The 19538-nt window shown below is 44.3% G+C and carries 21 protein-coding genes; 12 read left to right on the top strand and 9 right to left on the bottom strand.

The features are described from left to right. The first annotated feature begins 76 nt into the window (after nt 1-76). The 5 genes from ACI3EW_RS01055 (at nt 77) to ACI3EW_RS01035 (ending at nt 4807) form a co-directional block, all read left to right on the top strand. Nucleotides 77-1852: an ABC transporter ATP-binding protein gene (locus tag ACI3EW_RS01055; protein WP_215702569.1), complete on the top strand. Its 1776-nt coding sequence runs from the start codon at nt 77-79 to the stop codon at nt 1850-1852. Further along, nucleotides 1849-3579 carry an ABC transporter ATP-binding protein gene (locus ACI3EW_RS01050; RefSeq protein WP_215702568.1) on the top strand — a complete coding sequence of 577 codons (1731 nt, stop codon included), beginning with the start codon at nt 1849-1851 and terminating at the stop codon, nt 3577-3579. The genes ACI3EW_RS01055 and ACI3EW_RS01050 overlap by 4 nt, the downstream gene beginning before the upstream one ends. A gap of 1 nt (nt 3580) precedes the next feature. After that, a complete protein-coding gene (locus tag ACI3EW_RS01045) occupies nt 3581-3766 on the top strand; it encodes a cysteine-rich KTR domain-containing protein (protein ID WP_117751003.1) in 186 nt (61 codons plus the stop codon). A 398-nt stretch (nt 3767-4164) separates the two neighbouring features. Further along, on the top strand, nt 4165-4605 hold the full coding sequence (locus ACI3EW_RS01040) for an RNA polymerase sigma factor (RefSeq protein ID WP_215702567.1): 441 nt from the start codon (nt 4165-4167) through the stop codon (nt 4603-4605). Then, a complete protein-coding gene (locus tag ACI3EW_RS01035; protein ID WP_215702566.1) occupies nt 4592-4807 on the top strand; it encodes a helix-turn-helix domain-containing protein in 216 nt (71 codons plus the stop codon). The genes ACI3EW_RS01040 and ACI3EW_RS01035 overlap by 14 nt, the downstream gene beginning before the upstream one ends. Before the next feature lie 274 nt (nt 4808-5081). Here the strand turns inward: ACI3EW_RS01035 and ACI3EW_RS01030 are convergent, their stop codons facing one another. The 7 genes from ACI3EW_RS01030 to ACI3EW_RS01000 all read right to left on the bottom strand — a co-directional run bounded on the left by ACI3EW_RS01030 (nt 5082) and on the right by ACI3EW_RS01000 (nt 13344). Further along, nucleotides 5082-6113, bottom strand: coding sequence for a 3-deoxy-7-phosphoheptulonate synthase (locus ACI3EW_RS01030; RefSeq protein ID WP_215702565.1), 1032 nt, complete (start codon nt 6111-6113; stop codon nt 5082-5084). Nucleotides 6114-6538: 425 nt separating this feature from the next. Next, a complete protein-coding gene (locus ACI3EW_RS01025) occupies nt 6539-7960 on the bottom strand; it encodes an amidohydrolase (RefSeq protein ID WP_215702564.1) in 1422 nt (473 codons plus the stop codon). Beyond that, a complete protein-coding gene (locus ACI3EW_RS01020) occupies nt 7953-9476 on the bottom strand; it encodes an amidohydrolase (protein WP_215702563.1) in 1524 nt (507 codons plus the stop codon). Before ACI3EW_RS01020 ends, ACI3EW_RS01025 begins: the two co-directional genes overlap by 8 nt. 226 nt (nt 9477-9702) lie before the next feature. Beyond that, nucleotides 9703-10383: a DUF554 family protein gene (locus ACI3EW_RS01015; RefSeq protein ID WP_215702562.1), complete on the bottom strand. Its 681-nt coding sequence runs from the start codon at nt 10381-10383 to the stop codon at nt 9703-9705. A 226-nt stretch (nt 10384-10609) separates the two neighbouring features. Further along, complete coding sequence (locus ACI3EW_RS01010) at nt 10610-11071, bottom strand: MarR family winged helix-turn-helix transcriptional regulator (RefSeq protein ID WP_215702561.1); 462 nt, start codon at nt 11069-11071, stop codon at nt 10610-10612. A gap of 69 nt (nt 11072-11140) precedes the next feature. Continuing rightward, nucleotides 11141-12463 (bottom strand): RNA polymerase factor sigma-54, encoded by a 1323-nt coding sequence (gene rpoN / locus ACI3EW_RS01005; protein ID WP_405578778.1) that lies wholly within the window; start codon nt 12461-12463, stop codon nt 11141-11143. Between the two features lie 686 nt (nt 12464-13149). Next, entirely contained in the window at nt 13150-13344 is a 195-nt protein-coding gene (locus tag ACI3EW_RS01000) for a type II toxin-antitoxin system HicA family toxin (protein ID WP_215702559.1), read from the bottom strand. A gap of 203 nt (nt 13345-13547) precedes the next feature. Here ACI3EW_RS01000 and ACI3EW_RS00995 point away from each other — a divergent pair, with 203 nt between their 5' ends. Both ACI3EW_RS00995 and ACI3EW_RS00990 read left to right on the top strand, forming a co-directional pair. Further along, the gene (locus ACI3EW_RS00995; protein WP_215702558.1) at nt 13548-13931 is read left to right on the top strand and encodes a type II toxin-antitoxin system HicB family antitoxin; all 384 of its coding nucleotides are present in this window, start codon (nt 13548-13550) and stop codon (nt 13929-13931) included. Between the two features lie 418 nt (nt 13932-14349). Continuing rightward, nucleotides 14350-16122, top strand: coding sequence for a hypothetical protein (locus tag ACI3EW_RS00990; protein ID WP_215702557.1), 1773 nt, complete (start codon nt 14350-14352; stop codon nt 16120-16122). 36 nt (nt 16123-16158) lie between these two features. Here ACI3EW_RS00990 and ACI3EW_RS00985 read toward each other — a convergent pair whose 3' ends face one another. Then, nucleotides 16159-16470 (bottom strand): JAB domain-containing protein, encoded by a 312-nt coding sequence (locus ACI3EW_RS00985; protein WP_483879995.1) that lies wholly within the window; start codon nt 16468-16470, stop codon nt 16159-16161. Here ACI3EW_RS00985 and ACI3EW_RS00980 point away from each other — a divergent pair. Next, nucleotides 16411-16824, top strand: coding sequence for a hypothetical protein (locus ACI3EW_RS00980; RefSeq protein WP_405578782.1), 414 nt, complete (start codon nt 16411-16413; stop codon nt 16822-16824). The genes ACI3EW_RS00985 and ACI3EW_RS00980 overlap by 60 nt on opposite strands. A gap of 263 nt (nt 16825-17087) precedes the next feature. On the opposite strand, the gene ACI3EW_RS00975 is transcribed toward ACI3EW_RS00980, so the two are convergent. After that, a complete protein-coding gene (locus ACI3EW_RS00975; RefSeq protein WP_485663354.1) occupies nt 17088-17312 on the bottom strand; it encodes an ArdC-like ssDNA-binding domain-containing protein in 225 nt (74 codons plus the stop codon). Between the two features lie 270 nt (nt 17313-17582). Here ACI3EW_RS00975 and ACI3EW_RS00970 point away from each other — a divergent pair, with 270 nt between their 5' ends. The 4 genes from ACI3EW_RS00970 to ACI3EW_RS00955 all read left to right on the top strand — a co-directional run bounded on the left by ACI3EW_RS00970 (nt 17583) and on the right by ACI3EW_RS00955 (nt 19503). Continuing rightward, nucleotides 17583-17861, top strand: a complete 279-nt coding sequence (locus ACI3EW_RS00970; protein ID WP_252197376.1) for an AbrB/MazE/SpoVT family DNA-binding domain-containing protein — start codon at nt 17583-17585, stop codon at nt 17859-17861. Continuing rightward, complete coding sequence (locus tag ACI3EW_RS00965) at nt 17858-18229, top strand: putative toxin-antitoxin system toxin component, PIN family (RefSeq protein ID WP_405578787.1); 372 nt, start codon at nt 17858-17860, stop codon at nt 18227-18229. The genes ACI3EW_RS00970 and ACI3EW_RS00965 overlap by 4 nt, the downstream gene beginning before the upstream one ends. A gap of 453 nt (nt 18230-18682) precedes the next feature. Beyond that, complete coding sequence (locus ACI3EW_RS00960; protein ID WP_215702556.1) at nt 18683-19213, top strand: hypothetical protein; 531 nt, start codon at nt 18683-18685, stop codon at nt 19211-19213. 14 nt (nt 19214-19227) lie between these two features. Further along, on the top strand, nt 19228-19503 hold the full coding sequence (locus tag ACI3EW_RS00955) for a hypothetical protein (protein WP_015552225.1): 276 nt from the start codon (nt 19228-19230) through the stop codon (nt 19501-19503). The last annotated feature ends 35 nt before the right edge of the window (nt 19504-19538 follow it).

Genomic DNA, 19538 nt, shown 5'->3' with positions numbered 1-19538 from the left:
TGTTGCTAACTCAAAAAGTGGATATTTGAGGTTTCCATAATCTCTTTTATCATAAAAATTTTAAGGAGGTTTTTCAATGAAAAAACAGTCTAATCTATCAAGATTGATGGGTTATGCCGGAGGGCATAAAATATTGACCTATCTTTCCTGGGTACTGTCAGTCATGAGTGCGCTGTTGGCTCTTGTGCCGTTTTGGTATATATGGCGTATCATTCACGACATACTGGAAGTTTCCCCGGACTTCTCACAGGCGGGGAATGTCACAAGCTACGGCTGGTCTGCGGTATTGTTTGCGGTACTCTCTATTGTTGTCTATATCGCCGGTCTGATGTGTTCGCACATGAGCGCATTCCGGGTTGCCGCCAATATCCGAAAAGAGCTTATGCGGCACATCACAGCCCTGCCGCTGGGGGTAACAGAAAAGTACGGAAGCGGCAATCTGCGAAGGATTGTCAACACCTCAAGCGCTGCAACGGAAACCTATCTTGCACACAGGCTCCCCGACAAAGCGGGAGCGATTGCCACCCCCATAGGGCTGCTTGTTTTACTGCTTGCTTTCGATTGGCGGTTAGGGCTTTTGAGCCTTGTTCCGGTTGTGCTTGGTTTTCTGTTTATGATGGGCATGACTGGAAAAGGGATGCAGGAAAAGATGAAAGAGTACCAGAACGCTCTTTCGGAGATGTCTAATGAGGCGGTGGAATATGTAAGGGGTGTTCCAGTGGTAAAGGCCTTTGGTCAGACTATCTTTTCCTTCAAACGATTTAAGAGCACCATTGATAACTATGAAAAATGGGTTATTGCCTATACAAAAGAAATGCGTCTGCCTATGATGTGCTACACAACGGCAATCAACGGCGTATTCGCGTTTCTGATTGCCGGAGGTATTCTCTTTACAAGGGGCGGCGTAACAAATGAACTGCTTCTAAACCTTATCTTCTATATTGTGATTACTCCTGTCATCGGTACAACACTCACAAAAATTATGTTTATGAGCGAGGACGCAATGATTGTAGGGGACGCATTAGGCAGAATTGATGAAGTGCTAAACGAAAAACCATTGTCTGAAAGCAGCGTGAATAATACCCCTAAAGACAATGGAATTACATTAGAACACGTTAGTTACAGCTATGACGGAGAAAAAAACGCGCTGAATGATGTGTCACTTCGGGTTGCACCGGGACAGGTGATTGCATTGGTAGGTGCGTCCGGCGGCGGCAAGACGACCCTTGCAAATATTGTAACAAGATTTTTTGACCCGCAAAAAGGGCGCATACTAATAGGGAATATCGACATACGCGACATTCCAAAGGAAACATTGATGAATAAGGTGTCCTTTGTATTTCAGAATAGCCGTCTTATCAAAGCGTCCATATTGGAAAATGTGCGTATGGCAAAGCCTGACGCCTCACGCGAAGAAATCGCTCATGCACTGGAAGTTGCACAATGCCTGGATATTATCGAAAAATTACCGAATGGCATTGATACGGTTGTGGGTACAAACGGCGTGTACCTGTCCGGCGGTGAACAGCAAAGAATAGCGATTGCCCGCGCAATTTTGAAAAATGCGCCTATCCTAATTCTGGATGAAGCGACCGCATTTGCTGACCCCGATAATGAGGTGCGTGTCCAGAAGGCTTTATCTGCTCTCTCAAAGGGAAAAACTGTTATTATGATTGCACACAGGCTATCGTCAATCATAGGTGTTGATTGTATTTATGTAATGCAAGACGGTGAGATTGTCGAGAGCGGCACGCATAATGAGTTGATAGAGAGAAACGGCATATTTGCAAGAATGTGGAAGAATTATTCCGAAGCAGCAGAATGGAAAATTGCAAAGGAGGTAACAGCATGATTAAAACATTGCAAAGACGATTTGCGTTATCAAGACAAGGAGCTGTCGATTTGATAAAAGGTTGTATTGCCTGCGTTTTGCAGGATATATCGTTTATGCTTCCGGTGGGGCTGCTCTATAATTTTGTTATTGATATCATGAACGGGGGCGTAAATGGAAGCCGCATTGCTTTCTATGGGGTTGGCGCTTTGGTTTGCCTATGCCTTATCTTTGTTGTAACTTGGTTTCAATATAACGCCACCTATTTAGCGACTTATGTGGAAAGCGGAGTAAGACGCATTTCGTTAGCAGAGCAGCTCCGCAAAATCCCCTTATCCTTTTTTGGAAAAAAAGACCTTGCCGATTTAACAAACTCCATTATGGGTGATTGTGCCACACTTGAACAGGCATTTTCCCATTATGTACCCGCTTTGGCAGGCTCCCTTATTTCAACAACGCTGGTTGCGATTTGCCTGTTTGCTATAGACTTTCGTATGGCTCTTGCGGCTGTTTGGGTTTTGCCGATAGCATTTACAATTACATTCCTTTCAGCCCGCATACAGGAATACTTTAATCGTAAATCCGTAGCGGCAAATGTCGCGCTTGAAAGCGGCGTACAGGAGTGTATCGAGAGTTTGCAGGACTTAAAGGCGAACAATGCGGAAGAAAGTTATCTGAAAGGGCTGGATAAGAAAATTGATAATGTGGAAAAGCGGCATATTATAACAGAACTTGGGACTGCCCTTTTCGTTGTTTCCTCTACGTTGATATTAAAGCTCGGGATTGCTACGGTTGCGCTTGTAGGCTCTGCTCTACTTATTCGTGGGGAGATTGATATTCCGCTGTTTTTTATGTTTTTACTTGTAGCTTCAAGGCTGTATGCCCCGCTTGAGGGTGCATTACAAAATCTTGCTGCGGTAATCTCCACCAAAACAAACATAAACCGTATGAACGAAATCCTTGACCAGCCCATTCAAACAGGCAGCAAGCATGTAACAAATAAAGGCTATGATATTGTGTTCGACCATGTAGGATTTGCCTATAATATCGGAGAAACCGTTTTGAAAGACGTGTCCTTTACGGCAAAACAGGGAGAAGTTACCGCATTGGTCGGACCGTCCGGCGGAGGTAAAACTACGGTATCACGCCTTGCCGCTCGGTTTTGGGATATAAGCAAAGGAAAAATCACTGTCGGCGGTATGGACATATCGAAAATAGAGCCGGAAATCTTGCTGTCGCTGTACTCTATTGTGTTTCAGGATGTGACGCTGTTTAACAATACAATTATGGAGAATATCAGAATAGGCAGGAAGGACGCCACAGATGAGGAAGTGATTGCGGCGGCAAGACTGGCAAATTGTGAAGAATTTGCGGCAAAGCTCCCGGACGGTTATCACAGTATGATTGGTGAAAACGGCTGCGAACTGTCCGGCGGTGAAAGGCAGCGTATTTCAATCGCCCGCGCTTTCCTTAAAAATTCTCCTATCATCTTACTTGACGAAGCAACGGCAAGCCTTGATGTAGAGAATGAAACATTGATACAGGCTGCCTTGTCAAGGCTGATAAAGGATAAGACTGTACTTGTTATCGCCCACCGTATGCGTACCGTAAGCGGCGCGGATAAAGTAGTTGTGCTTTCAGACGGTTCCGTTGCCGAACAGGGAACGCCGGGGGAACTGATGAACGCGGGTAAGATTTACCCCCACATGGTAAAGCAGCAAATGATTAGTCAAGATTGGGGCATTTAGCATGAATACTGAATGGATAATATGCCCCATATGTCAGAGCAAAACAAGGTTGAGAATACGGGGCGATACCGAACTAAAAAACTTTCCCCTATACTGCCCAAAATGCAAGCAGGAAACTCTTATTAGCGTACAACAAATGAATATATCAGTTATCATAGAGCCAGACGCAAAGACGCAGAGCCGATAACACACAGGTTTGAAATGCGGTTATCGGCTCTTTCTTTTTTGACAACCTATGCGATTGCTGACAGATTGCAACTTAGGCGACAGTTTTATGAAGATAAAGCCGCCGTTCTCCTTTTGCAAAATTGGATTTACGGGGACGTGATAAAGTCGCCCATTTTTAGGGACATGGCGGTATCTTTGGAGGTATCGTCATGTCCGTTTTATGTCAACACGGTTTTCCAATCAGTAGCTTATCAAAAAAAAGCCCGTTCCTACCTACGGGATATTGCGACTATCAAGAGGAACTCTCACATCATCATAAATGCATTATCACATCATATAGCATAACCGTCTGTTCAGTTTTGCGCTGCACAGGCGGTTTTGTTATAGCCCTCATTACAAATGGAAAGGGGGGTGAGAATGATGTTATCCACAGAATACAGAGAAAGTATCGAACGCCGCTTTCACGCATTTTGCAAAGCCGTATTGCACAATGAAGCCTGTAATTATTACAGGGAGAGGAAGCGCAGAACGCAGTGCGAACTATCATTTGAATACTTACAAGAGAATACTTCTTTTGCGCCGCACAGCACAGATAAATACTTTGTCTTGCAGGATAAGCCGACTACCTTTGAAGTCAACGGACAGATGGTAATTGTTGACAGTGAAAAGTTAGCAAAAGCCTTGTTGTGCTTATCGGAAAGTTGGCGGGAAATTATCTTTATGCGCTATTATCTGCAACTAAGGGACTGGCAGATTGCGGCGTTATTGGGAAAGCCACGCACAATAGTCAATTATCAGAAAAACACTGCCTTGAAGCAGTTGCGGGTAGAAATAGAGAAGATGAATGATGAAGAATAGTAAATACAACCTTGTTCCCTATGAAGTGATTGAAAGGGCAATCACGGGCGATACCGCCGCACTCCTTACGGTGCAGGAACGGCACAAAGCCTATATCGGCAGACTAAGCGGAGGAAACGCCGATATGAAGAAGCAATTAAACGAAAAGTTGCTCATGGCTGTTATGAAGTTCCGACTGGACTATCAACCACCGAGCAAATAGCAAAGGCAAAATGAGTGGCGGCAAGGGGAATACTCATACCCCTCAAAATGGCGTTCTACTGCGTAACAAAACGGACATATCGCCGTTTAGACGATACGCCCGTTTTGCTTTGCACCCAGTATGGCAGCTACCCTGTTTCAGTTTGTTGTGCTACTGTTTTATGAATAGCTACCAAATGGTAACTTTCGTTCTTCATTCCGATGGCTCAACAATCGCTCTATTTACTCTTCTCAGTGTACTCTTTCTGCGCGCTGATACCGATAATTTCTATCTCTTATTTGATCTCATCCGCAATGTTATAGATCAGCTTCTCCGTATCATCCCATCCAAGACACGGATCCGTGATGGATTTTCCATAAATATGCTCGCCGATCTTCTGGCTGCCCGGCTCTAAGTAGCTCTCGACCATAACGCCCTTGATAAAGTTGTGGATCTCCTCTGAGTGACGGCGGCTGTGAAGAACTTCCTTCACGATACGGATCTGCTCCATATAACGCTTGTTGGAGTTGGAGTGGTTTGCGTCAACGATGCAGGCCGGATTCAACAGTTCCCGCTCCTGATACAGGCTGTAGAGAAGCTCCAGATCCTCGTAGTGATAGTTCGGCAGACACTGGCCATGTTTGCTGACTGCGCCTCTTAAGATCGTGTGTGCAAGCGGATTGCCCTTTGTCTCAACTTCCCATGTGCGGTAAATAAAATCGTGGCCATGCTGGGCTGCATAGACCGCATTTAACATAACCCCGAGGTCACCGCTGGTCGGGTTCTTCATTCCGACCGGAACGTCCATACCGCTGGATACAAGGCGGTGCTGCTGGTTCTCAACAGAACGCGCGCCGATCGCAACGTAGGAAAGTACATCGGAAAGATAGCTGTAATTTTCCGGGTACAGCATTTCGTCAGCGGTTGTAAATCCGTAATCCTTGATCACGCGCATATGAAGCTTACGGATTGCAACAAGTCCCTCATACATATTCGGCTTCTTCTCTGGATCCGGCTGATGAAGCATTCCCTTGTAGCCGCCGCCGGTGGTACGCGGTTTATTCGTGTATACACGCGGGACGATCACGAGTTTATCCTTTACCTGCTCATTGACCTTCGCAAGGCGGCTCATATACTCGCATACAGCGTCCTCGCGGTCCGCAGAACACGGTCCGATAATTACGAGGAACTTTTCGCTCTTTCCTGTGATGACATCCGCAACTTCTTTATCTCTTGCCACTTTTAATTCCACACACTCCGGTGTCAGCGGGAATTCCGCTTTGATCTGTGCCGGTGTCGGAAGTAAACTTTTGTAATTGAATGACATGATCTTCTCCCCCAAATATGTGATTTTCCTGCGGATACCCGTTCCAATTGCCCGATCATAACTGTTCAGTATCCTCACAGTTACGGGGTCCGCTTTTATGAGCGCATCCTTTTTATCGGGAAGCACTTTATCGCTTTTAACTGCTGATGTGTCCGTTTCTAAAAATGTCCCGCGCTACACACATGTCAATGCGGGACATCTGCTATTATAGTACACTTTTTTTGGGACTTCAAGTACTTATGTCTTTATATTTTACATTCATTGTGTTACAGTACACGGGCACTCCTTGCCCGCGCACTGTAACAGGATTTTGCCGATGCTTCGCATTCCGAATCGGCAAAATCCACTACCACCACTGTATTGTACGGAATTTTCAGTTCAGAAAATTCCTACCCATGAAAAGTAACCTCATTGTTACTTTTAACCTATCCCTTTTTTCGGAACGGGACAGGAACAACATCCACCGGGATCGGGCATTCATACGGCTTTCCGCCGGTCCTCATCTCATTTTCCTCTTTTGCCTTTTTTACCAGCTCCGGAGTCTCATAAAGTGTCACAGCAGCGTCCGCCAGCGTCTGCGCTGCGAACATCATGCCTTTTACCGCATAGGAGGATTTTCCCTGTGCAACCTCCACCCACGAATGCGGCTGGGTTCCAAGGCAGAAGCAGGCACACTGCAGTTGTAAAAGCGGTGCGATCTGGCTCACATCTCCCATATCGGAGGACGCCGTCTCCACAACCTCCTGCGGTTCAAACGGCAGGATAAAATCACCCATCGGATGCGTCCGGCAAAGTTCTTCCCGTGTCTCCAGATCAAATTCCGGCAGCATTCCGAGGTCATGATCCGCCGCCTCATCTCCGATGACCCGCCGAAATCCCATAATATATGCTTTCTCCTCCTCCGTGTACTCAGGCACCCCGATCTTCACCATCGTGTCATAAAGGAGTTTTCCAAGTGTATCACTCGGCACCACATTGCTGCATGCCTTATCAAACTCGATATCCACTGTTGTTCCTGTCATCAGCGCCGCACCTTTTGCAATATTGACAACTCTTCGGTACAGTTCCTTCACTGTCTCATTATTCCTGCTGCGCACCAGATAAAGTCCTTCCGCCTCAGCCTGTACCACATTGGGGGACACGCCTCCGGAATTGGTGATCGCGTAGTGGATTCGGTCCGTCATCTCCATATGTTCCCTGAGATAATTGATCCCCACATTCATAAGCTCCAGTGCATCCAGCGCGCTCCTGCCTTTCTGCGGAGCCGCTCCCGCATGGCTGCTTTTTCCATGGAAGCGGAAATATGCCTGACAGTTTGCCAGAAGACTTCCCGTCATCGCAGCATTCATCGTACTCGGATGCCAGGTGAGAGCGATATCGATCCCGTCAAAGACACCGGCCCGCGCCATATATGTCTTTCCGCTTCCGCCTTCCTCCGCCGGGCATCCAAACACCTTCAGAGTGCCGCAGCCCGGGTGATCTGCCAGATAGTCTTTTAGTGCCAGTGCCGCTCCGATCACTCCTGTCCCGAGAAGGTGATGTCCGCAGCCATGCCCGTGAGTTGTCTCCGGGCGGGGCTCATGAACGGTACTGTCCGCTTTCTGGCTGAGCCCGTCCAGGGCATCATATTCGGCTAAAAGCCCGATCACCGGACTGCCTGTTCCATATACCGCCTCATAAGCGGTCGGAAGTTCACCAGCTCCACGCGTCACTTCAAATCCATGTTCCTTCAGGATCTTTTCCATCATTGCGGACGACTTTTTCTCTTCAAAACGGATCTCCGCCAGATCCCAGAGACTGCTGTTTAAGTCTGTCAGCAGTTTTTCATATTTTTTTACGTCAGCCATTATTTTCACCTGCCTTCTCACCCGTATGTCCGGCTTCTGCGTCATCCTTTTCCACTGCGCCTATTTCAGCGCCTTGCCTCGCTTTTTCCGCCTCCATCCGGCATTTTCTTCTTGCAAGCGGTCCTTCGCCTGCCGGGATCGGGCAGATATATGGTTTGCCACCGGTTCTCTTTTTAAAATCTGCTTTCGCCTCTTCTAAAAGCTCCGGATCTTCCAGAAGCCGTTTTGTCATGTCCGACATAATCTGTCCCGCGAACATCATCCCTTTTTCTGCAAAAGAGGAGATCCCCTGAGTCACCCACAGCCAGGAATGCGGCTGGGCGCCCTGCGTAAAGCATGCCGTCTCGATCTGGATCAGCGGCGCGATCTGACTCACGTCACCCATATCGGAAGAACCGGTTCCCGGCATGGATACCATCTTATAGGGAAGAATGAAATCCGCCATCGGATGTTCTTTCACAAGTTTTTTCCGCAGTTCCATATCATAATGGGGAACCGCCCCATCATCATTCCACACTGCTTCCTGACCGACAAGATCATGATATTTCTTTACATAGTCTTTCTCTTCCTCCGTGTATTCCGGCGGACCGAGTTTTACCATTGTCTCATATGCAAGTTTTCCAAGCGGCAGATTCGGAATGACATTGCTGCATGCTTTGTCAAATTCGATCTCCACCGTTGTATCCGTCATCAATGCAGCCCCTTTCGCGACATCGCAGACGCGTTCATAAAGCTCCTTTACTCCGGCATTCGTCCTGCTGCGCACCAGATAGAGGACTTCCGCTTCCGACTGGACTACATTCGGCGAGGTTCCGCCTGTGTTCAGGACAGCATAATGGATCCGGTCTGTCATCTCCATGTGTTCCCGAAGGAAATTGACTCCGACATCCATGAGTTCCACAGCATCCAGTGCACTGCGTCCTTTTTCCGGGGAATTTCCCGCATGACTGCTTTTTCCGTGAAACCTGAAATACGCCTGACAGTTTGCCAGCATGGAACAGCCCATCGACGCATTGATCGTGCATGGATGCCAGGTGATGGCCGCATCGATCTCATCAAAGACTCCGGCTCCCGCCATGATCGTCTTTCCGCTCCCGCCTTCTTCTGCCGGGCATCCGTAAACGATCACTGTGCCTCTCCCTGGATGTTTCTCCAGGTAATCTTTAAGATCCAGCGCGGCGGCCACAACTGCCGTGCCGAGAAGATTGTGTCCGCATCCATGTCCGTATCTCGTCTCCGGACGCGGTTTCTTCTCCAGGCAGTCCGCCTGACTGAGCCCGTCCAGAGCATCGTACTCCGCCAGAAGACCGATCACCGGTCTCCCGCTTCCATAGACTGCCCGGAATGCGGTCGGGATATCAGCCACCTGTTCTTCGAGCCGGAACCCATGCTTTCTGAGTACCTCGATCACAGCCGCTTCCGAACGGTATTCCTCATACTTGATCTCTGCGGCTTCCCAGATCGTTTTATTCAGAACACTAAGTTCCTCTTTGAACCTTTCAACTGCATATTTCACTCTGTTTTCCTCCATTCATTTGATCATCGTCTTCATGGATTCATGCATCCGCAAAATCTAAAGCAGGTATTTTCTTCTTAGAGAATGATACCGATCTGCATCTATGGGCAGATCTTTCTTTTGCCTGTGAAACTGACGTTATTATCATGCAATGATCCATCAGTTTCTCTCTGCTGATATTTGTCGAACAGCCCACAGGAAAGTTCCCCTGTGGGCTGTCTGTTCTTTACATATATTTCGTCCAGAACATACTGATAAAAAATACCAGGACCAGGGACGGAATGTAATCCGCAACCGGCGGATTTTTTAGTTTTGCGATCCGCAGCGCATTTAATAGCTGGATCAGACCGCCGCAGGCGGAGAAATCTCCGATCATTTCCGCCGTCAGATGCGGCATCAGAAACTCCGAGAGTCCATAAAACGCCATCAGCATGATCCCGAGCGGAATACTGATGAGAGCCAGAACCCATCCGCTGCTTCCCGCGAAAAAGATCGATGCGACACAGTCCATGATTGCCTTTGTCATGAGCACCGTGGTATCTCCCTCAAATCCCAGCGTCAATGCACCGATAATTCCCGTCGTACTGATACAGTACAAGGTAAATGCAACGAGAAGTGTCTGCGCGGTCTCGCTTCCGCCTGTTTCCGGGAGCAGCTTCGATACATTCGCAAGCCGTCTGTCGATTCCAATGATATGACCGATCGTGCCGCCGATCAGGAGCGCCAGCACAGCAGCCGACATATGAACCGCTTTTCCGAGAAGTCCCACACCGACAGCCGCAGAGATAACAGACAGTGCCAGGTTAATACTCTCATTCAAAGAACCCGAAATGTACTTCTTCATCCCGCACCCGGCAAGTGTCCCGACAACAACACCGGCTACATCAAGTAAAATTACAGATGGCATATGCTTTTCCTACGCTTTCTTCATATGATAGTATGGTGCCTAACAATTATATTACTAACAATATACTTTGTTTCTTTTTTACTGTCAATCAATTTTTTCTAGTCCAAGAATATTCACAATCCGCTTTCACCGCTTATTGCTCTACGCAATAGAGGCAGAGGACTGCCTTGATCTTGTTAAAAAAGCGAATACTCTGTATCTTTTCGCACAGAATATCCGCTTATCGTTACCTGTTTTTGTCCTCTTGTTCTTTCTGATTCTGTTTTTCGAGAGATTTCTGTAGTTTTCCTAAAAGCTCCATCAGGTCCTCATATTCGTCTTCTGAAAAATCTTCAAACCACAGTTCGTTGATCTCTTCATAAAATTTATGGACCTGAACCAGCTTGTCTTTCCCTTGTTCTGTCAGATAGATCAGTGTTTCACGTCTGGATCTCGGATTCTGCCTTCGCTCGATCAAGCCCTGTTTTTCCAATGTATTCAGAACACCTGAAACAGAAGCCGCCCTCAGAAAAAAACGATCCGCAATATCTTTCTGACGGCATCCATCATTTTCGCCAAGAAATCTCAGCATTTTAGGCTGTCCCCTGTGGAGTCCGATCTTTGCGAGACGATCATAGAAAAATTCCGTGGATGTTGCCTCGATCAGATTCCACATGTCCACAAAATCGATGTACTTGTTGCTTTCCATTTATTTCTCCTCATTTTCGCTTCTGCATTCCACTTCTGCAACCGGAAACTCCCCAAGCTCAGGCAAACATTAACCATCTTTCCTCTGGAACGCCCCACCAATTCCCAACTCCATACGGTATTTGGCGACCGTACGTCTTGAGATCGGCATTCCGGCATCCTGCAATAATCCGGCAAGCTGTTCATCGCTCCACGGTTTTTTCTTGTCCTCCGCAGCAACGAGTTCCTTCAATTTCGCTTTCACGGCATTTCTGCTCACGTCGCCATTCCCATCTCCCGATGGGATCCCTGTTGTAAACAGGCTGCGGAACAGGAAACATCCCGACGGTGCCCTCAGATACTTGTCACGGATCGCACGGCTGACCGTAGATTTGTGGATCTCCACCGCATCAGCGATCTCCTCCAGAGTCATTGGTTTTAACTGCCCTTTTCCAAGGAGATATGGTTCCTGCCTCTTTAGGATCTCTCTTGTGATTCCCGTCAGAGTTTCTCTTCTCTGCTCTATCGCGTTCATGATAAAGCGGGCTCTGCGCAGCTTATTTTCAAAATAGGACTTTAATTCCTGATCCTGAGCTGTCTCCATCATGTGAATATAGTAATCATTGATTCCGAGACTTCCGGTCCACTTATCATTCAGTTCAATATTCCACTGTCCGTCCTGATTACTCAGGAGCACGTCAGGAAGAATATACTGGGCTTTTTCTCCACCAACTCCATTCAGCCGTGGGTTCAGTTCTTTGATGATATGGATCAGCTTCCGGACCTCAGCAGACGACAGCTTCAAAGCTCTTGATATCGTGCTGATCTTTCCTTCAGCAATGTCCTGAAGATGATCATTTATCATCCGTGATAACTTTTCTTCCTCGTCCATCCCCTGGACCTGCAGCATAAGACATTCCTCGAGTCCGGAGGCGAAGATTCCCTGCGGTTCCAGCTCTTTCAGCATCACAAGAACGTTTTCGACCTGCTCTTTCGAAACATTCAACCGCTCCGCAATTTCCTGCGGCGGCACCAGGAGATATCCACTCTGTTCAAGCGACTGCACGCAGAAATCCACAATCTTCCTCTCTGTATCCCCGATCTGCTTCCAATGAAGCTGCATGTTCACCAGATCTTCAATGGACTTCTCACTGTCCTCTATCTCATATAGCTCATTTTCCCGGCTGTCTTCCCGTTCTGTACCATTATAAAACCGTTCCGTCTCTTTATAAGTAACAGGAGCTGCTTCCTCACCCTGACCTGCTGTAAACTCAACCAGTGGATTCTCGATCTCCTCATTCTGCATAAAATCCTTCAGTTCCGTCATAGACATTGCAAGAATGTTTAGGGACTCCACCTGAAGCTGTGAAAGCACCTGCTTTGTCTGTAAGGAAATTCCTGCCTTTATCTCCATTGTATCCCCTGCCTTCCAGAATTGTATCTCAGTCAGACAAACGCTCCGCGCGTATACACAGCAATTCCGGGAAGAATCGGTCTGCTTACGCTGATCGGAATTAAGCGTCATATCTCACATGCGTTCGATTTGAACCCTGCCGTATAGGATATATCAGTTCGAATGATTTCTCTTATCTCGTCAGGTCATCATCCTCAGTATATCATGATAAATCAGATTCCCGCAAGACTGCCAGCAAAAATCATGACTTCTCTTTTTCCCCATTTTGTTTGTATTTTCCGCGTATTCTTTCATCTGCATACATTTCAGGGTAAAGAAAAAACCCCAGAGTCCTTATAAATAAAGGATTCTGAGGCTCTCATAAGAGAGGCGACAACCAGATTTGAACCTTCTGTCATCTCTCGAAACCCAGATAAAGAAAGGAGTTTACATGCCGATTGATGCTTGTGTTTGCGGGCGCAAACAGTGCGCAAACACATAACTCTCACCTCTTCTAGCTCTAAGTTCATTTTTTCTGATTTAATATACCGGTACATTGTAATGGTGCGTTGTTTATAAAAATGTCTCAAAAGGATATAAAAAACACAGTGCAGTATTTGTGTGCCTTACTCTGAAGCATCGAGGGGGGCTGGTCCTCCCTTGTGCCGGGACACTCATCCCCGGCATCTACCTAATAAAAAAACAGGCTATCTCCGAAGAGATAAGCCTGTTTTCTTTTCAAGATTTTTTAAAACGCCGATGGAAATATCCTTTCCATTATGGTTCGGAACCACAATGGTATAAGGAACTCCTGCTTTACGGTACTGATAATGAGAACCGGTAATACGCACCAAAACATAATCATCGGCTTTTAAAATCTTGTCAATCTCGCGAAATGTCATATGTACCTCCCTAAAGGAATATAGTTAATGGTTACATAAAGATCATTACTATATACATACGAACACTTCGTATACTTAGTATACGACAAACCACATTAAAACACAATTTGAAAATTTTCAAAAAAATATATTGACATTTTTATTAAGGAAGATTACAATACGTATTGTAAGTAATACAGATTGTAATCTTCCTTGGAGGAAAAATGAAAGAAAATTATATTTATCCAGCAACTATAAAACATGAAAATGGACTTGTACAACTCACATTTATCGATTTACCAAACGCAGGAATTGCCGAGGCCGATACAGAGGACGAAGCGATTCATTCAGCGCAGGAATGTCTGGCACTCGAAATAATGGATATGGAGAGCCGAGGCGAGAAGCTCCCTGATCCAAGTATGAATGCAACAAATGTTGTATACATCCACATCTGGATGCCATATTTCCGAAATGCCACAAAAGAGATTTATGTAAAGAAAAATGTGACCATCCCACAATGGTTGGATATTCTTGCAAAAGAAAATAAAATCAACTACTCGGCAGCACTTGTAAAGGGCATCAAGTTGGCTTTGGGCATTGAGCAATAAAATCCATTTTGGAAATCAATCGCATTTATGTAGCTGTTGTTTTTCAAATTAGCCTTATAAGCAGGAGGAAAATATCATGGATGCCAATACTGTAAAAACAATTAAAAATATTGCAAGAGCAATAATTGCAGTGATTGATGTGTTTGAATAAGGAGGAGAGACTATGGGTTTACTTAATTTTGCAGTCGTAGCATGTAAAGTAGTTGGCAGTGTTGCTTCTATTGTTTCTGCATTAAGCGACTAAATTTTTTGCAGATCACAGAACAACCCCCGGCTTTATAGCACGGTGCTGCTTTCAGTAGCACTGTCTTCTGTGGACAATGAGGTGAAAAATCATATGGATAACAAATTGATTGAAGTTTTTGATGTCTCTAAGACTTTTGATATCGATGTTTACTGATATGAGGAGATGTTTACAATGAGTAATGAAAGACTGCTACTGGATTACGCAGAAGCTCTTAACAATTTTACTGCGATAGATCAAATACGGGATTATTATCGGCAACAGGCTATATCAGTAAACGATGATGTTTATAACCACATTGTCATTTTACTGACAATGTGTATTAACAAATCCCTTCACATACTCTTAAATGAACCAGATGACGATATTAGTGTAGAAATGTATCCACAAAAATTAAATACACTATGCAACACTCTTTCCAGCGCTTATACTGCTGAAAATGGCGTCATTATTAAAAGAAGAGTTTTTATTGATGGAGAAGAGTTTTTATCCTATCTTAATCAAATGGTGAAGGCTCTGTTAAGTGGCGTTGAATATATTGAAAAAACCTGGAAAGAATGGTATCCTGGCGATGCCGGAAATGTACAGAATACTTCAAAATTTAGGGTGTTGCGTATTTACCAAAATATGAGACTTATGATTTCGGAAAATTCCCCTTTTGCAGAGTTCTCGCTTTCTCATGATATAGAAATTCCGTACATGTATGTGTTAGCTCATGATTTAGGTGAGTTGTATCGAACAATAAAGGCACCAGACGAGTCCAATATCCGAAATACCTATATTGAATTAAAACACATCGGTAAAAATCTTATGGATATATTGTTTGGCGGTGAACTGATTGATCGAAATGAATGGACATCTTCGTTGATTAGTGTTCCTAAAAGCGTGGACTATACTTCATTGCTACCAAAAATTTCCATTGTACCACCCCATTCAAAAAGTGAATGCTGTAAGCCAGTAAAATTTTTTGATGGGGATAGAACCCACCAGATGCCCTGTATAAAAAAAGAGGTATTAAAGCAGATTCCTTTTTTGCCAATAAAAATATCGAGTGGACTTTTTCGTGATCCTAATAAACCATTACGTCTTATGATACGATTATTAGAGGAAGAAAGCAAAACACAAGACTACGTAAAATCGGATATTGTTTATTTCAAAAGCCATATTACAGACATGTGCGAAAACATCCTCCATTTACTGCATTTAACATGGGGAAGCAATACAGATTTTACCCGTATTGGTAAGGAAAATGCAGAATCATACTTGACATCCATAATACATGCCGTAAATGCAGATCCTCGTAAAACTGATGCTGATCAGCGGAATGTGTATATAGGTGAAGTTACCCACAAGCTTGCACAGTTGTGGGAAAAGAATAATCTCCAACCAATCAAAATTGAAAGTAACAATCAAGATACTTATATTGAATATGCATATTTTTCCGTCCTGAAACTTACAAGAAACTGGAGTCAGCATCCTTCCAAACATCCTTTATTGGAAAAGCCAAGTATGCACTTTTGTGTGTTCCTTTTTCTCATAGCAATGCGCTACACTGTAAATTTGACTCTCTTGGATATTGAGGCTTCTACAAAATATTACGCTGCAGAGGCGCAACTTTTAAGGGTGCTCGGGAAGGAAAAAGTTCCATATAACGATATCACGTCAGAAGAGTTAAGCAAAGAATATCTACAAATGTATAAAAACGTGGATCCTAAGTTAATCAAGAACTCTGATCCGCACTCTATTTTAACTGCGGCCGGTCATGAAAACAGCCCAATTAACTCCAAGATGGGTGAAAATGAGATCTTTTTGACATTCTGGTTGTGTATACACATGGGGCAAACTAACATCGTGAAAAGGCTTCAAATATCACCTGATGGAAACCTTTTTGAAATCCTTGGGCGTACATTCGGATATCAAAAAGAATCGAATCTTTTACATGAATAAGCTTCAGCTCTGCTTTTCTCGTCCCCGGCATGTCCTTTAAATCATTCCCTCCTCGCGCAGACTGCAGAACGCTTCCGACCGGGCGCTGCCAACGATCACGTGATCGATAAACTCGATCCCGCACAGATTTGTTGCCGCTTTGATTCGTTCTGTGAGTGTCCGGTCCTCTCTGCTCGGCTCCGGATCTCCGCTCGGATGATTGTGTACCAGCACGATTCTGACCGCTCCGCAAAGCAACGCCCTTTGTAAAATCTGTGCCGGATTGAGTGACGCCTGTGTGTACGATCCATGCGAAATTTCAAAGATTCCAATCAGATGATTTTTTGCATCGAACACGAGAAGCCACACATGTTCCTCCGGCAGTTGCTCCGCATGGTACAGGCAGCGAACCGTCTGACTGATCTTTTGCGGACTGCAATAACAGTCCGCATCACGGAACAGATTGCTGCACTCGAGGCCGATCTTTCCCAGAAAAACGCAGCTCTTCAGGAATATGAAAAGCTTTTTGATCGCTTGTTAAAATACCATTTTGGCCTCAGCAAAAAAGATATCGAAAAGCTAATCACCGAAAAGGAAAAACAGGCGATTTCCAGCCCCGCTGAATGGCCAGCTCATATGGGGGTAAGCGGGGATTTACCGGTCACGGTAATCCCCCTGGAGGGGAAGGCCTCGCTTGGGGGGGAGCAGCGCTCCCTCCCGTAAGAGCAAAGTACCCCGAAGGGGCTTGGGGCAGATCTGCCGGATGAGACAGCAGCCGAGCAATCTGGCCCTCTCTGTAACGTTCACAATACATTTTCTCTGTTTATATATATATATATATATATATGATTCAGCCACAGCCGGGGAGGTCAAGGGACTAGGCACGGACGTAGTCCGGGGGGCTGATGAGGGCCCTTGCGGCTCCGGGGGAGATCCCCCGGAGCCGTCCCGCCGGATATATTACCCTAATAGGTCAATCCAAAATATCATACTTTTTCGCTCTCATCGGCTTTTCTCCTTATCGGCTCTACCTGTGCAAAGCAAAAGAAAAAGGCTTTCTTCTTAAATGCATGTTCTGCAGTTTCTTCCTCCGTGTCCTCTCCATCCGTTTTCTTCTTCTTTGTGTACTTCCAGATCTCAATCTGAGCAATCGCTTTTTCTCCCTTTTTTACACTGTATCCATACTCTTTCCAACGTAAAAAGGTGTGAATGGGTTCCGGCTCTTCAATATTTTTCCTGGTTCCGTCATCCTACTTTTTAAAATCGCTCTATTTTGGATATTTCAAAATTTGTGAACCAAAGTGGTTACAAAAATGGAATAAAACGGGTTACAAGATTGGAATACGCTAATTACAACGTACGCAATTTGTTTATTGAGAAGTGTTGTATCAAAGCAATAAATATATGTAGATAATTTTTAAAAAGATCATATAATAGTAGTAGGGAAAATCCTACATTCCCTACCACTATAGATAGGAGGTATGCTTATAGTTACAACTACATTTATTGATAATGCAAAGGTTATGGCAAAAGGTCAGGTTACAATTCCGAAGGACGTTAGAGAAATTCTTGGCGTTTCGAGCGGCGATAGAATTACCTTTGTTGTAGAAAACGGAAGTGTTCGCGTCATTAATTCGGCAATTTATGCCATGCAGATATTACAGGCACAAATGGATGGAGAAGCGGAGGCTGCAGGTATCACATCCGATGAAGACGTCATGAACTTGGTAAAAGAAGTTCGTGCGGAAAGTGAGGCATGATGAGAATACTCATTGATACCAATATCCTTATTTCTGCAGCTTTAAGCAATAAAGGGGCACCATTTGCAGCCTTTAAAAAAGCTGTTACTTATCCAAATCATGGATTGATTTGCGAGCAGAACATTGATGAGATGAGACGCATTTTTAATCGAAAGTTTCCGAAAAGGATAGAAGCATTAGAAAAATTTTTATCATTGGCTCTAATGACATTGGAAATGGTTCCAATACCGATGGAAGAATATGATTCAGAAATGCAGGTAAGAGACGTCAATGATCGTCCGATTTTGCGTGCGACTTTGAATGCGAAGGCAGATATCCTTCTTACTGGTGATAAAGACTTTTTGGAGGTCAGGGTTGGAAAATCCTAAAATCATGACAGCAATAGATTTTGTTCAGTCTGATCCTTTGTAGCGTGTTGCTTTATGCAGCACGCTTTTTTATGGAAGGCAACCTTGTAATTCGGGAAAGGTCAACTGCTCGAAATAAATCGGTTGCAAAAAATCATTTTCTTAGGTGCGGATATAGCTAAGCGAATAGTAAAATGACAATATTACTACATCCACGTCAAAAATGAAGAATTTCTTACATTTCAACTGAAAACTTGCAGAGTTTTTATGATTGATTTACTAATATTGCGCTTTTAAAGCAACTATGATAGAATTTACACATAGAAAAACAAAACACATACTTAATTTCACTATATTTAAACATAAAAGGAGTGAATCCAATGAACAAATAAATACTTTTATTTTAAGCACCCCCACAATTTGACACTATCAAATCAAGGAGGTACTTTTATAAAAAAAATTAGAAAAAGAATTATGAGTCTTATTCTTACAGCAATTCTTATTTGCACCACTTTTACGTCAACTGCCTTGGCTGCAGAAACTGCACCATTAAGATTATACATGTCATCCGGGGAAATTGCCAGAGAGCAGGCATACTTCGATTCTCTCAGCAGGGATGAACTGATCCAGGTATTAATGACAAAATACGGAGCTACAGAAACTGAAGCTGAAAGGTTAGTTGACCTTGCTTATGAAAATACCCAGCCGTATTCCGCAAGGGCGAAAGCTTTTCCTTCGAACCCATCCATTGGGCAAACATGCGTTATTGATGTAACGATTCACGTTGACGATGCCGCAACAGCTGCTGGAATTGCTAGTGAAATTATGGCTGCTTCGCCTTATGTGACTTTAGCAGCCGCGCTTTATGCTGCCAATATATTACTTACGGCTGGAAGTATGATATATGGATATACAGTTGTACTCCATATTAGTTATACCTATGGATATACAAACGATGGTGTTTTAGGTTGGACCCCGGGCTATGTATCTTATGAGATTTATTAATTGAGAGGTATGCTATGAAATATAAGGGAAATGTCTATTCGTATTTTAATTTATCAGGGATATTATTTTGTATTTTTATTGCATGGGCATCCTATTACAATTATAAGAATTTACAAATAACCGGACTTTTGGCTTTTTTTGTATTCTGCGTATTGAAGTGTGCAATGCTTGCAAAATTTAAAAAAGATATACTTGAAAAAGATACTCCCTTATTATTTAAAGTTTCTAACCATGTGTTTGGAATAGCATTTATTATCATGGATATCTTTATCTTTTATGTAAATAGGTGATCACTGGTCGCCTATGTTAAAGGAACTTAAGGCGG

It is taken from the genome of Pilosibacter rotomagensis, from assembly GCF_045062245.2.
Taxonomy (GTDB): domain Bacteria; phylum Bacillota; class Clostridia; order Lachnospirales; family Lachnospiraceae; genus Pilosibacter.
This window is presented reverse-complemented; position numbering and strand designations above follow the sequence as displayed.